Source organism: Caulobacter sp. 05T431, assembly GCF_056665975.1.
This window is the reverse complement of sequence record NZ_JBFTKU010000014.1, coordinates 122088-135796: the sequence shown is the minus strand read 5'-3', so window position 1 is coordinate 135796 and position 13709 is coordinate 122088. Positions and strand designations below refer to the sequence as shown.

The 13709-nt window shown below is 69.3% G+C and carries 12 protein-coding genes; 7 read left to right on the top strand and 5 right to left on the bottom strand.

Going from position 1 to position 13709, the window contains the following annotated elements; genetic code table 11:
* Nucleotides 1-66 precede the first annotated feature (66 nt).
* From AC1U89_RS14510 to AC1U89_RS14485, 6 genes are all read left to right on the top strand, one after another.
* Nucleotides 67-2310, top strand: coding sequence for a sensor histidine kinase NtrY-like (locus AC1U89_RS14510; protein WP_479900397.1), 2244 nt, complete (start codon nt 67-69; stop codon nt 2308-2310).
* Complete coding sequence (gene ntrX / locus AC1U89_RS14505) at nt 2307-3695, top strand: nitrogen assimilation response regulator NtrX (RefSeq protein WP_479900396.1); 1389 nt, start codon at nt 2307-2309, stop codon at nt 3693-3695. The genes AC1U89_RS14510 and ntrX overlap by 4 nt, the downstream gene beginning before the upstream one ends.
* Nucleotides 3696-3872: 177 nt before the next feature.
* Nucleotides 3873-4736 carry a D-amino-acid transaminase gene (locus AC1U89_RS14500; RefSeq protein ID WP_479900395.1) on the top strand — a complete coding sequence of 288 codons (864 nt, stop codon included), beginning with the start codon at nt 3873-3875 and terminating at the stop codon, nt 4734-4736.
* Between the two features lie 136 nt (nt 4737-4872).
* Nucleotides 4873-5121, top strand: coding sequence for an RNA chaperone Hfq (gene hfq / locus AC1U89_RS14495; protein ID WP_012286640.1), 249 nt, complete (start codon nt 4873-4875; stop codon nt 5119-5121).
* A gap of 10 nt (nt 5122-5131) precedes the next feature.
* Nucleotides 5132-6487: a GTPase HflX gene (gene hflX, locus AC1U89_RS14490; RefSeq protein WP_479900394.1), complete on the top strand. Its 1356-nt coding sequence runs from the start codon at nt 5132-5134 to the stop codon at nt 6485-6487.
* A 66-nt stretch (nt 6488-6553) separates the two neighbouring features.
* Nucleotides 6554-7105, top strand: coding sequence for a lysozyme (locus AC1U89_RS14485; protein ID WP_479900393.1), 552 nt, complete (start codon nt 6554-6556; stop codon nt 7103-7105).
* 23 nt (nt 7106-7128) lie between these two features.
* On the opposite strand, the gene mazG is transcribed toward AC1U89_RS14485, so the two are convergent.
* The 5 genes from mazG to AC1U89_RS14460 all read right to left on the bottom strand — a co-directional run bounded on the left by mazG (nt 7129) and on the right by AC1U89_RS14460 (nt 12862).
* Nucleotides 7129-7968: a nucleoside triphosphate pyrophosphohydrolase gene (mazG, locus tag AC1U89_RS14480; RefSeq protein WP_479900392.1), complete on the bottom strand. Its 840-nt coding sequence runs from the start codon at nt 7966-7968 to the stop codon at nt 7129-7131.
* A complete protein-coding gene (locus AC1U89_RS14475) occupies nt 7928-9343 on the bottom strand; it encodes an MFS transporter (protein ID WP_479900391.1) in 1416 nt (471 codons plus the stop codon). Before AC1U89_RS14475 ends, mazG begins: the two co-directional genes overlap by 41 nt.
* 95 nt (nt 9344-9438) lie before the next feature.
* Nucleotides 9439-9945, bottom strand: coding sequence for a DUF3313 domain-containing protein (locus AC1U89_RS14470; protein ID WP_479900390.1), 507 nt, complete (start codon nt 9943-9945; stop codon nt 9439-9441).
* Between the two features lie 13 nt (nt 9946-9958).
* Nucleotides 9959-11143 (bottom strand): Na+/H+ antiporter NhaA, encoded by a 1185-nt coding sequence (gene nhaA / locus AC1U89_RS14465; protein WP_479900389.1) that lies wholly within the window; start codon nt 11141-11143, stop codon nt 9959-9961.
* 258 nt (nt 11144-11401) lie between these two features.
* A complete protein-coding gene (locus AC1U89_RS14460) occupies nt 11402-12862 on the bottom strand; it encodes a cobyric acid synthase (protein ID WP_479900388.1) in 1461 nt (486 codons plus the stop codon).
* A gap of 122 nt (nt 12863-12984) precedes the next feature.
* Here AC1U89_RS14460 and AC1U89_RS14455 point away from each other — a divergent pair, with 122 nt between their 5' ends.
* Nucleotides 12985-13668: a lysozyme inhibitor LprI family protein gene (locus tag AC1U89_RS14455; protein ID WP_479900387.1), complete on the top strand. Its 684-nt coding sequence runs from the start codon at nt 12985-12987 to the stop codon at nt 13666-13668.
* The last annotated feature ends 41 nt before the right edge of the window (nt 13669-13709 follow it).

Below are 13709 nucleotides of genomic sequence, written 5' to 3'. Positions count from 1 at the left end.
CAAGCCTGACGCCGAATTGGCACATACCTGTTGAGTTTGGGGCACAGTCCACCTTAAACTTGGTCAATGGCGTCCGTTCCATCCGTGCTGGAGCTTGAAGGACCGCCGACCCGGTTCAGCCGGGCCTGGTGGCGAGAGCTGTTGCGCTCGCGCTTCACGCTCGGCGGCGCCTACGGGGTGGCGATCGCCCTGACCGCCACGGCTGTCTTCCTGGCCTCGTCGCCCCCGGCCACCGGGCCGATCGGACCGGCCACCACCGTCATCCTGGTCGTGCTGGGCTTCAACCTGGCCCTGATCCTCTGCATCGCCGGCATCGTCGGCTGGCGGCTGCTGGACCTGGTCGACGCCCGGGCCAGCGACGCCGGCGCGCGCCTGCACCTGCGCTTCGTGGGCCTGTTCTCGGTGGCCGCCGTGGCGCCGGCGGTGATCGTGGCCCTGTTCTTCGGGGTGCTGGTCAACCGCGGGGTCGACGCCTGGTTCAGCGAACGGGTGCGCACCGTGGTCGAGAACTCGGCCACCGTGGCGCGGTCCTATGTCAGCGAGCAGACCGAATATATYAGCCAGCACGTCGGGCCGATGGCCGGCGTCCTGAACCAGGCCGCCCCGACCCTGGCCGATTCGCCGGTCGCCTTCGGCCACTACATGAAGGAGCACATGGACGAGAACGGGTTCTCGGCCGCCTATGTGCTGGATCGCGACGGCCGGATCCTGGCCCGCGCCGAGAGCGACAGCGCCCCGCCGTTCCTGGCCCCGCCGCCGTCCAGTTTCCGCCGGACCGACACCGGCGACATCACTTCGCAGCGCTTCGTCGACGAGGACCTGTTCCGGGCGCTGTATCGCCTGAAGGCCTTCCCGGACGCCTATCTCTATGTCGCCCGGCCGATCGACAAGGGCATCCTGGCCCACCTGATCGAGTCCGAGGCGTCGCTGATCTCGTACCGCGAGGCGGCCAAGAACCAGGCGCGGATCCAGGTGATCTTCGGCCTCAGCTACATCGAGACCGCGCTGCTGGTGCTGGTGGCCGCCGTCTGGGTGGGCATCGCCGCCGCCAACTCGATCGCCGCGCCGGTCTCCGGCCTGGTGCAGGCCGCCGGCCGCGTCTCGGCCGGCGACCTGGACGCCCGGGTGGACGTCGAGATCGGGCCCGACGAGATCCGCGCCCTGTCGGTGGCCTTCAACATGATGACCACGGACCTCCAGGCCCAGCAGGCGGCCCTGAAGGTGGCCAGCCTGGACGCCGAGTCGCGCCGCCAGTTCATCGAGACCGTGCTGTCGGGCGTCAGCGCCGGCGTGGTCGGCCTGGACGCCGAGGGCCGGATCACCGCCTTGAACCGCCGGGCCGGCGACCTGCTGGCCCTGGACGAGGGCGCCGTGGGCCAGCCCCTGGTCGAGGTCGCGCCCGAACTGGAGACCGTGCTGCAGGAGATCAGCGGCGGCCGTCCCAACGCCGAGGTCGAGATCGACGTGGTGCGTGGCGGCGAGACCCGTCGGCTGCGCTTCCGCGGGGCCGGCCACGCGGCCGAGAGCCTGGTGCTGACCTTCGACGACATCACCCGCCTGATGGCCGCCCAGCGCAACGCCGCCTGGAAGGACGTGGCCCGTCGCATCGCCCACGAGATCAAGAACCCGTTGACCCCGATCCAGCTGTCGGCCGAGCGCATCCGTCGCAAGTACCGCAAGGACATCACCAGCGACCTGGACACCTTCGACCGCTGCACCGAGACCATCATCCGCCAGGTCGGCGACATCGGCCGGATGGTCGACGAGTTCTCGGCCTTCGCCCGGATGCCCGCGCCGCGCTTCGCCCCGGCCGACCTGACCGAGATGCTGCGCCAGGCGGTCTTCGCCCAGCGCTTCGTCGACGCCGAGACCGAGGTGGTGCTCGAGGAGCCGGGCGAGGACGTCTGGATCAGCTGCGACGCCCGCATGGTGGGCCAGGCCCTGACCAACATCCTGAAGAACGCCGGTGAAGCCGTGGGCGCGCGCCGCCAGGCCTCGCCGGAGCCGCCGGGCCGCATCGTCGCCAGCCTGGTCTCGGACGACGAGCACCTGTGCCTGGTCGTCGAGGACAACGGCGTGGGCCTGCCCGCCAAGGACCGCGACCGGCTGACCGAACCCTATGTCACGACCCGCGAGAAGGGCACCGGCCTCGGGCTGGCGATCGTCAAGCGGATCATGGAGGACCACGAAGGCGAACTGGTCCTGACCGACGCGCTGAACGGAACCGGCGCCCGGGTCATCCTGAAGTTCCCCACGACCGCGCGGCTCGCCGCCGCCAACGCCCAGACGGGCGTAGAGGAGATGATATGAGCGCTGACGTGCTTGTGGTCGACGACGAAGTCGATATCCGCGAACTGGTGGCCGGCATCCTGGAGGATGAAGGCTACGCGGTGCGGGTGGCGGCCGACTCCGACCAGGCGCTGGCCGCTTTGCGGGCCCGCAAGCCCGCGTTGCTGGTGCTGGACATCTGGATGCAGGGCGGGGGCATGGACGGGCTGGAGCTGCTCGACATGGTCAAGGCCCTGGACCCCGATCTGCCGGTGATCATGATCTCGGGCCACGGCAACATCGAGACCGCCGTCAGCGCCATCAAGCGCGGGGCCTACGAGTTCCTGGAGAAGCCGTTCAAGTCGGACCGGCTGCTGCTGGTGGTCGAGCGAGCCCTGGAGGCGGCCAACCTCAAGCGCGAGAACCGTCGCCTGCGGGTGCAGAGCTTCAGCTCCGACGGCCTGATGGGCAAGTCGGCGGCGGCCCAGGCCCTGCGCCAGTTGATCGCCAAGGTCGCCCCCGCCAACAGCCGCGTGCTGGTCTCGGGCCCTCCGGGCTCGGGCAAAGAACTGGTGGCGCGGCTGATCCACGGCTCCAGCAGCCGCTCGCGCAACGAGTTCGTGGCCGTCAGCGCCGCGGGCATGGCGCCCGAGCGCCTGGACGTCGAGCTGTTCGGCGAGGAAGGCGAGGGCGGTCGCCCGCGCAAGATCGGCGTGTTCGAACGCGCCCACGGCGGCACGCTCTATCTCGACGAGGTGGCCGACATGCCGCGCGAGACCCAGAGCCGCATCCTGCGGGTCCTGGTCGAGCAGCGCTTCCGCCGGGTGGGCGGCGACAACGACGTCCAGGTCGACGTGCGGGTGATCTCCTCGACCTCGCGCGAACTGCGCGACGAGATCGCGGCCGGGCGGTTCCGCGAGGACCTGTTCCACCGCCTGAACGTGGTGCCGGTGCGCGTGCCGGGCCTGTCGGAGCGGCGCGAGGACATCCCGGAGCTGATCAGCTACTTCGTCGACCGCGTCTGCGAGGCCACYGGCCTGCAGCGCCGACGACTGGGCGAGGACGCCCTGGCGACCCTGCAGGTCCAGGCCTGGCCCGGCAACGTCCGCCAGCTGCGCAACAACGTCGAGCGGATGCTGATCCTGGCCTCGGGCGAGCCCGGCGACCTGATCACCGCCGAGATGCTCAACGCCAACGAACAGCCGTCCGGCGGCAACGCCGGGGCGATCGGGGCTGAACGCATCATCGCCCTGCCGTTGCGCGAGGCGCGCGAGCTGTTCGAGCGCGAGTACCTGAACGCCCAGATCCTGCGGTTCGGCGGCAACATCTCGCGCACCGCCAACTTCATCGGCATGGAGCGCTCGGCCCTGCACCGGAAATTGAAATCTCTCGGCGTCGCGGGTGCGCGGGTCGAAGAGGAAGAGTAACCCCTAAACCGCTCATCCCGGCGAATGCCGGGACCCAGATGGAATGGCTTTGAGGCTGACGCCAAGAGCTCGGAGCTCTTCCAGTCATCCGCACAGTCATAGGATCTGGGTCCGGGCATTCGCCGGAATGAGCGGATCAATATGAGCGCGCGAGAGACCGCGCAGAGGACCTGAACCATGTCGCGTTTCGCCTACGTCAACGGCCGCTTTGTCCGCCATGGCGACGCCACGGTGCATATCGAGGACCGGGGCTACCAGCTGGCCGACGGCGTCTACGAGGTGTGGGCGGTGTTCGGCGGCAAGCTGGCCGATGCGGCCGGCCACTTCACGCGCCTGTGGCGCAGCTTGGACGAGCTGAAGATCGCTCATCCGATGACCGAGAAAGCCCTGACCGTGGTGCTGCGGGAAGCCATCCGTCGCAACAAGGTGAGCGACGGCATGGTCTATCTGCAGGTCACCCGCGGGACCGCCCCGCGGGACCACGCCTTCCCCAATCCGGCCGTGCCGCCCTCGGTGGTGGTCACCGCCAAGCGTGTGGACCGTGTGGCCGCCGAGGCCAAGGCCGCCAAGGGCCAGTCGGTGATCACCGTGCCGGAGAACCGCTGGGGTCGCTGCGACATCAAGTCGATCGGCCTGCTGCCCAACGCCCTGGCCAAGCAGGCGGCGCGCGAGCGCGGCGCGGTCGAGGCCTGGTTCGTCGACGACCTGGGCCTGGTCACCGAAGGCGCCTCGTCCAACGCCTGGATCGTCGACGCCGAAGGGCGCCTGCGCACCCGCGACACCCAGGCCAACATCCTGCGCGGCATCACCCGCTCCAGCCTGCTGGAGGTGATCGCCGAGGCCGGCCTGCCGGTCGCCGAGCAGCCGTTCACGGTCGAGGAGGCCAAGGCCGCCAAGGAGGCCTTCATCACCGGCGCGGGCACCCTGGTGCTGCCGATCGTCAGCGTCGACGGCGCGCAAATCGGCGACGGCAAGCCCGGACCGGTGGCGACGCGGCTTCGGCGTCTCTATATCGAGCGCGCCAAGGCGGCGGCGATCTAGGACGATAGTCTAGGTTTACACGCCTTAGCGCATTTTCTTCGCCGATTGGTCATACCAACCGGCGAAAAATGCTTTAGTCTGAACTTGTTTGTGTGGGGGGCGTGTGGCCCTCCGAAACAATAAGAGGGGAATCCCCATGTCGACCGAGAAAAAACAAAACCTTCAGGACACCTTCCTGAACAGCGTGCGCAAGTCGAAGACGCCGCTGACCATCTTCCTGGTGAACGGCGTGAAGCTGCAGGGTGTCGTCAGCTGGTTCGACAATTTCTGCGTCCTGCTTCGCCGCGACGGCCAGTCCCAGCTGGTCTACAAGCACGCCATTTCGACGATCATGCCGGCCCAGCCCGTGCAGCTGTACGAGCCCAGCGCTGATCAAGACGATTGATCCCTAGGATTTGACTAAGTCCACTACGAAATCCATCGACCACGCCGCCCCGATCTTCCGGGCGTTCGTGATCCATCCCGTGCGCCCGACGCGCGGCCAGGCGGCCATCGAGGCGCGTGACCCCAACGCGCGTCTCGAGGAAGCCGTCGGCCTGGCGATCGCCCTGGATCTCGACGTCGTCGAGACCATGGTCGCGCCCCTGCGCCAGGTCACGCCCGCCACCCTGTTCGGCAGCGGCAAGGTCGACGAGCTGAAGGCCATCTGCGAGGTCGAGAAGATCGACGTCGCCGTCTTCGACGACCAGCTGACCCCGGTCCAGCAGCGCAATCTCGAGCGCGGCCTGGGCGTCAAGGTCATCGACCGCACGGGCCTGATCCTCGAGATCTTCGCCCGCCGGGCCCGCACCCGCGAGGGCAAGCTGCAGGTCGAGCTGGCCAGGCTCGACTACGAGCGCTCGCGCCTGGTCCGCACCTGGACCCACCTGGAACGTCAGCGCGGCGGCACCGGCTCGACCGGCGGCCCCGGCGAAACCCAGATCGAACTGGACCGTCGCCTGATCGCCGGCACGATCGGCAAGCTCAAGCGCGAGCTGGAGGAGGTGCGGCGCACCCGCACCCTGCACCGCTCGGCGCGCAAGAAGGTCCCGTACCCGACGGTGGCCCTGGTCGGCTACACCAACGCCGGCAAGTCGACCCTGTTCAACCGCCTGACCAACGCCACGGTCGTGGCCCAGGACATGCTGTTCGCCACCCTGGACCCGACGCTGCGCACCGTGAAGCTGCCCGACGGCCGGCCGGCGATCCTGTCCGACACCGTCGGCTTCATCTCCGACCTGCCGCATGAGCTGGTCGAGGCCTTCCGCGCCACCCTCGAGGAGGTGCAAGAAGCCGACGTGGTGCTGCACGTGCGCGACGTGGCCAATCCCGACACCGACGCCCAGGCCCGCGACGTCCAGAAGGTTCTGGCCGAACTGAAGGTGCTGGGCGACGACGGCGAGGCCGAGGACGGCAAGACCCTGATCGAGGTCTGGAACAAGATCGACCTGGTCGACGGCGAGTCCCGCGAGATCCTCGAGGGCCAGGCCCGGCGCCAGGGCGCATCACCGGTCTCGGCCGTCACCGGCGAGGGCTGCGCCGAGCTGCTGCGTCGGGTCGGCGGCCTGATCGACGACACCCCGCCGGTGGCCGTGCGCCTGGCCGCTTCGGACGGCGAGGCCCTGGCCTGGATCTATCGCAACGGCCGGGTCGAAAGCCGCGAGGACGAGACCGACGGCGGCGTGCGCCTGATCGCGCGCCTCGACGCCCAGGCCCTGGGCCGGTTCGAACGCCAGTTCCCGCAAGTCTGGATCATGGCGACCGGCGACTGACCGTTCGCGCCTTGCCGCGCTCGCCCGACGGGTGAACACTCGACCTCCACATTCGGAGCGCGAGCGATGGCCAACAACGATCCCTGGGACGGCGTGACGGTGCCGGAGGCCGCGACCACGGTCGTCAAGCGGGTGGAGGGCTTCTTCGCCCGGCCCTATGACGACAACGGCGCGCTGCCGGGCGGCACCTGGACGATCGGCTACGGCACGATCCGCGACGCGGCCGGCAAGCCCGTCACGCCCTCGACCCCGGCGATCACCGAAGCCCAGGCGGTCAAGCTGCTGATGCGCGACATGAAGCGCGCGGCCCTGGACGTCCACGCCCGGGTGCGCACCCCGCTGCTGGCCCACGAGGCCGCGGCCCTGATCTCGTGGACCTACAATCTCGGCGACGGGGCGCTGCGCACCTCGACCCTGCTGCGCAAGCTGAACGCCGGCGAGAAGACCGCCGTGCCCGACGAGATGCGCCGGTGGATCAACCAGGGCGGCAAGCCGCTGGTCGGCCTGCTGCGCCGCCGCTGGGCCGAGGCGGCGATCTTCATCGGCAAGGACCCGGTGAACGCCTGCGTGCGGGCGTGGCGCGAGATCGACTCGTTGGACGACTGGCCGGCGTTTTAAACCCCTCTCCCAGAGGGAGAAGGTTATCTCTTCTCCGCCGCCTTGGCCGCGTTCCACAGGCCGTCCATCTCGGCCAGGTCCGACTGGTCGGGCGTGCGGCCGTCCTTGGCCAGTTCGGCCTCGATGAAGGCGAAGCGGCGGGCGAACTTGGCGTTGGTGGCGCGCAGGGCGTCCTCCGGCTCGACGTCCAGCTTGCGGGCCAGGTTGGCGACCACGAACAGCAGGTCGCCCAGCTCCTCGCGCGCCTTGGCCCTGTCGCCGGCGGCGATCTCGACCTTCAGCTCGGCCACTTCCTCGGCCAGCTTGTCCAGCACCTCGTCGGTMGAGGGCCAGTCGAAGCCGACGCGGGCCGCGCGCTTGGTCAGCTTGACGGCGCGGGTCATGGCGGGGAGGCCGGCCGGCACGTCGTCCAGCACGCCGCCCTTTTTCTTGGCCTGGCGCTCCTGGGCCTTCAGCGCCTCCCAGCCGGCAACCTGGGCGTCGAGGTCGTCATAGGCGTGGTCGCCGAACACGTGCGGGTGACGGCGGACCATCTTGTCGTTGATCGCCGAGGCCACGCCGGCCAAGTCGAACACCCCTTGCTCCTCCGCCATGCGCGAATGGAACACCACCTGCAGCAGCAGGTCGCCCAGCTCCTCCTTCAGGTCGGACAGGTCGTTCCGCTCGATGGCGTCGGCGACCTCGTAGGCCTCCTCGACCGTGTAGGGCGCGACGGTGGCGAAGGTCTGCTCCAGGTCCCACGGGCAGCCGCCGTCGGGATCGCGCAGTTTCGCCATGATGTCGATCAGGGTGAAGAGCGGGTGCTGGTCCTTCTCCCGGGGATCATTCAGCGGCGGGTTTGGGGCTGGCGAGAGGGGCGACATGCGGTTCCGGACTCGGACTGGGGAGGGGCTCGGCCGCGTCCCGCGCGTCAAGCTGACGGCGGATCTCGGCATGGGCGGTCGCGTCCAGCGGATAGCGCAGGATGACGGCGCACACCAGCAGGCCCAGCGCCGCCGGCGCCACCGCGTAGAGAACGATCAGGGCCGTGTCGCCCTGGGCGCTGGGAACCTTGGGGTCGAAACCCAACTGCGCCAGCACCAGGAACACGCCGACCGCCAGGGCGTAACCCAGCTTCACCGTGCCGTTGACGATGGCGTAGAGCAGGCCGGTGCGGTCCACGCCGCTGGCCAGCCGCTCCTCATCGCCCAGGTCGGCCATCATCGAGCGCACCAGCAGCGGAGCCGCGGAATAGGGCAGGCCGGCCAGGATCAGGATCACCATGCCCAACAGCATCGGCGGGCTGAGCGGCGACCCGCCGTCGTACCTTGGCGTGAACACCGTCACCACCTGCACGAAGGCGTAGATCACGGCGGCGATGGCCAGGGCCCGGTGCTTGCCGATCTTCTTGGCCAGGGCCGGCCAGATCGGCGATCCGCCCAGGGCGGCGACGAAATAGATCAGCAGCAGGATGCCGGCCGAGGCCTTGTCGAAGCCCTTGATGCGCTCGAAGAAGAAGAAGAACAGCGCCCCCGTGATGCCCGGCGCCAGGCCCATCAGCAGATCGGCGAACAGCAGCGTCCGCACCGACGGACGCTTGAGCAGGTCGACATATTGCCGGAGGCCGGCCTCGTGCTTGACCGGCGGCACATTGGTTTCGCCCACCACCTTCAGGGCCAGCAGGAAGGTCAGCGGCAGCAGGGCGATGATGAACCAGCCCATCGCCTGGACGCCGGCCGCGTGGTTGCCCTTGTAGATCATGGCCAGGATCGGCGGCAGCAGCAGGACCAGGATCATCCCCACCACATTGCCCGCGCTCCACCAGCCGTAGACGTGCGAGCGCTGCTGGTAGTCGGGCGACAGCACTGCGCCCCAGGCGGTGTGGGACAGCACAGCCATCGAATAGCCGACATAGCAGACGACCAGCCAGCCCCAGAGGTAGAGCGGTCCGATCCCGGGCTTGGCCATGAACAGGAAGTACGCCGCCAGCATCAGCACGGGCGCGGCGGCGGCCAGCCAGGGCCGGAACCGGCCGATGCCGGTGCGAGTGCGGTCCATCATGCCGCCCAGGATCGGGTCCAGGATGATGTCGGCGACCCGCACCAGCAGGAAAGCCGAGCCGACGACCGAAAGCGAAAGGCCAAGCTCGCTGACGTAGTATTCGGGCAGGTAGACCACCAGGGGCAGGCCCAGGGCGGCCAGGGGCAGGCAGGGCGCGGCGAAGGCCGCGAGGGTCCAGGATGAGCGCCGTTCCGTCATGCGTTCCTCGCCGACTACGGGTTGGCCCCGCGTTTATGAACAGCGATCAGACGCCGTGTCGGGACGACTGGCAAGGGGGCATGGAAACGCGCGTTTCAACGCGCGTCGCCGAACTGGTCCTTGGCCAGACGGCGCGCGAGGCGGTCGAAAGCGTCCTCGGCGTCGTGCCAGGTCGAGCTGTGCCGCGCCCAGCGGATGTCGTCGCCGTACCAGCTGTAGGCGATCGGTGTGCGCTGGCCGGCCGCGTCCACATAGTCGCCGCTGATCGTCGCGCCGCCGTTGCCGAAGCTCTCCATCGACAGGCCCTGGGTGGTCAGCAGTTGCTGGGCCGTGGGCCGGTTGGGGCGGGCGTCGTCGATGACCAGGGTCAGGACGCCGCCGTCGCGGGCCGAGGGCAGCCGCCGCTCGATCGTCCGCCGCAGGTCGGCGGCCAGGGAGTCGAGGTCGCGGTCGCCGAGTTCGCCGGCCTTCTCGGCCAGGCCCGGACCGATGGAGACGCGCACCGACGAGACGGCCGGAGCGGCGAGGGCGGCCAAGGGGGCGGCGAGGGCCGCGCCCAGCGCCAAGGCGGCGAGGAGGGGGGAGACGAGGACGGCGCGCATGACGGGCTCCGATTCAGGCTTCGCTGGAGATGTGGGGATCGCGGGGGCGCGGCGCCAGGCTGAAGACCAGCCAGCCCAGAAGGGCCGACAGCAGCGAGCCCGCCAGCACGCCGATCTTGGTCTCGGCCTGCAGGATCGGGGCGTCGAACGCCAGATTGTTGATGAACAGGCTCATGGTGAAGCCGATGCCGCAGAGGGCCGAGACGCCGAACATCTGCGCCCAGGACGCGCCGCTGGGCCGCTTGGCCCAACCCAGCTTGATGGCGGCCAGGCAGAACAGGCCCACGCCGATCGGCTTGCCCAGGAACAGGCCCAGCTCGGCGCCCAGGGTGGCGGGAGCGGTCAACTCGGCCAGCCCCACCTTGCCCAGGGCGACGCCGGCGTTCGCGAAGCCGAATACCGGCACCACCAGATAGGCGACCCAGGGATTGAGCGCGTGCTCCAGGCGATGGAGGGGCGAATGCTCGTCGTCGGGACGGGACGGGGACTTGGTGATCGGGATGGTCATGGCCAGGATCACCCCGGCCAGGGTGGCGTGCACGCCGGACTTCAGGAAGAAGACCCAAAGTCCAGCGCCGACAAGCAGATAGGGCCAGAGGCTCATCACCCTCAGGCGGTTCATCGCCACCAGGATCGCCAGGGTCGCCGCGGCCCCGCCCAGGGCCCAGAGGGTCAGGTGGTCGGTGTAGAAAATCGCGATGATCAGGATGGCGCCCAGGTCGTCGATGATCGCCAGGGCGGCCAGGAAGACCTTCAGCGAGCCCGKGACGCGCGATCCCAGCAGCGACAGCACCCCCAGGGCGAAGGCGATGTCGGTGGCGGCCGGGATCGCCCAGCCGCGCAGGTTGGCCGGCGCCTGCAGATTGACCGCCACATAGATCAGGGCCGGGACCAGCATCCCGCCCAGCGCCGCCACGCCCGGCAGCACGCGCCGCGACCAGCTGGACAGCTCGCCGTCGACCACCTCGCGCTTGATCTCCAGCCCGACCAGCAGGAAGAACACCGCCATCAGGCCGTCATTGACCCAATGGCTCAACGATAGACCTAGAATCTCGACATGCAGGGCGTGGAAATAGTCCTGCGCCAGCGGGGAATTGGCCACGACCAGGGCCAAGGCGGCCGAACCCATCAGCAGCAGGCCGCCGGCGGACTCGCTCTTGAGGAAGGCGCGCAGGGCGGAGAGGGGGCGGGCTGTCATGCGGCGGGGCCTCGCGGGAATCGTCGGAAGCATCCTCGCGCGTCGGATGGGGTGGGGCTATCGAAACCGTTGGCCTCGCGCCCGACGTCCCCTTTCACCGTCATCCTCGGACTTGTTCCGAGGCCCCCTCGATCGGCTGTGTTGTCGCTTGAAAGTCCAGCCGTGATCGCCCCGCTTCACGGATCATCTTCTTCGCGGCTGAAACAGGAGTCCTCGGAACAAGTCCGAGGATGACGGTCGTGGGGGGCGGCGAAGTCGCTACAGCCCAGCGATCCGCGCGATCGCCTCGATATCCAGCGATCGCTCCAGCATCGCCGCGATCTCGTCCAGGGCCGCGTCCACCCGGGCGGCGTGGTCGCGCGGCGTGACCGCCACGCCCAGTGGGGCCAGCAGCGCGGCCCGGGCCTCGCCGCGCTCGAACAGGCCGTGGACATAGGCGCCGGCCACCCGGCCGTCGGGCGAGACCGCGCCATCGACCGCGCCGCCGTCGAAGGCCAGCATCGGGCTGGCCGTTCCCGGACCCGTCGTGCGGCCGACATGCATCTCGTAGCCCGAAAACGCCGCGTCGCCGTCGAGCAGCCGGCCGGTCGCGGCCCGCAGCACCTTGTCGCCCAGCAGCACGGTCTCGACATCCAACAGGCCCAGCCCCGCCGCCGAGCCCGGCGCGCCCTCGATCCCCTCGGGGTCCGACACCGTCCGGCCCAGCATCTGGTAGCCGCCGCACACCCCCAGCACCCGGCCGCCGCGCCGCACATGGGCCAGGATGTCGATGTCCCAGCCCTGGGCGCGCAGGAAGGCCAGGTCGGCCAGGGTGGCCTTGGTTCCGGGCAGGATCACCAGGTCGGCGTCGCMGGGCACGGGCGTTCCGGGCGGCAGGAAGGCGAAGTCGATGTCGGGATCGGCCCGCAGCGGGTCGAACTCGTCGAAATTGGCGATCCGTGACAGCATCGGCACGACGATCCGCACGCGCTTGTCGCCGTCGGCGCGGACGGGCCGCTCCAGCACCACCGCGTCCTCGGCGGGCAGGGCGCGGGCCGGGGCCAGCCACGGCGCCATGCCCAGGTCCGGCCAGCCGGTGCGGGCGACGATCTCGCGCCGGCCTTCATCGAACAGCGAAGGATCGCCGCGGAACTTGTTGATGATGAAGCCCTTGATGCGGTCGCGATCAGCCGCGTCCAGCACCAGGTGCGCCCCGGCCAGGGCGGCGATCACATGGCCCCGGTCGATGTCGCCGACCAGGGCCACCGGCACATCGGCGGCGTGGGCGAAGCCCATGTTGGCGATGTCGCCCGCCCGCAGGTTGGTCTCGGCCGGACTGCCCGCGCCCTCGACCAGCACCAGGTCGGCCTCGGCGGCCAGCTGGCGATAGGCCTGGACGGTGGTGGCCAGCAGGTCGGGCTTCAGCCCCTGGAAGGCCCGCGCCTTGTAGTTGCCCGCCACCTTGCCCAGCACCACGACCTGGGCGCCGACGTCGCTCTGCGGCTTGAGCAGCACCGGGTTCATCTGGACGGTCGGCGGCGTGCGGCAAGCGATCGCCTGCAGGGCCTGGGCCCGGCCGATCTCGCCGCCGTCGGCGGTGACCGCCGCGTTGTTGGACATGTTCTGCGGCTTGAACGGCCGCACCACGAGGCCGCGATTGGCGAACAGCCGGCACAAGCCCGCCACCAGGGTCGACTTGCCCACGTCCGAACCGCAGCCCTGGATCATCAGCGAGGCCATGGCCGTCGGCTACCTTCGCGACTCGGCCGTACGCCGTCTGGGCAGGGCGTATCAAGGGTTGCGACCGACGTACATCCCGTGTCCTACTGAAGCTTGGGTCCCCATCCTGCCTGGAAGAGTCCGTGAAGCGATATCTGACGGTGGCGGTGACGGTGGCTGCGGTGTCGCTCGCCGGCCTTGCCGCCCGACCAGCCGCGGCGGTCACGCCGACGAGCTGCCATGACCGCTACCTGGCGGGCCGAGCCATCCCGAAGCAGGTCGAGGCATGGGTCTGCGCCGATCCGGCGCTGGCGGCCCTGGAACGCGCCGCCTTCAAGACCTTCGTTGATCAGCGAAGCATCGCCGAGTGGGATTCCATCGGAAGTGAAGACGATCTTCGGCACGAGCTGGAGAAGTGCCAACAGGCTTGGTGCGTACGAAACGCCTACCAGGGCCGGCTCGACGAAATCGTTTCGAACGCGCCTTTTCCGCTTTCACACGGCCGAAGCCTCCGTTTTCGCGACCATGCCCTGCGCGCCAATATCTGGAGCCGCGATTTGGGCGACGGTTGGCGCGTCTTCAAGTTCGACATCGTCCTTGGATTTCCGCCGGATCCGATGCCGGATGACTGGGCCGGGCAGGGTGTCTTCGAGGGCGCGGAGATGTTCGTGGCCAAGATGGTCGCCGGCAATACTCGCTATCGGCGTCAAGACGGCAGTGGGTTCGACATACAGATCCGGCGAGACGGATCTTGGAAAGTCGATCAACTGGGCGATTGCCAATGTGCGATCGGCCGTCGGCTGGACTACACGGGCGTCTATCGCTGAGCGTAGCTAGCGCCGACGCCTGGAGCGCTCTATATCCCCGG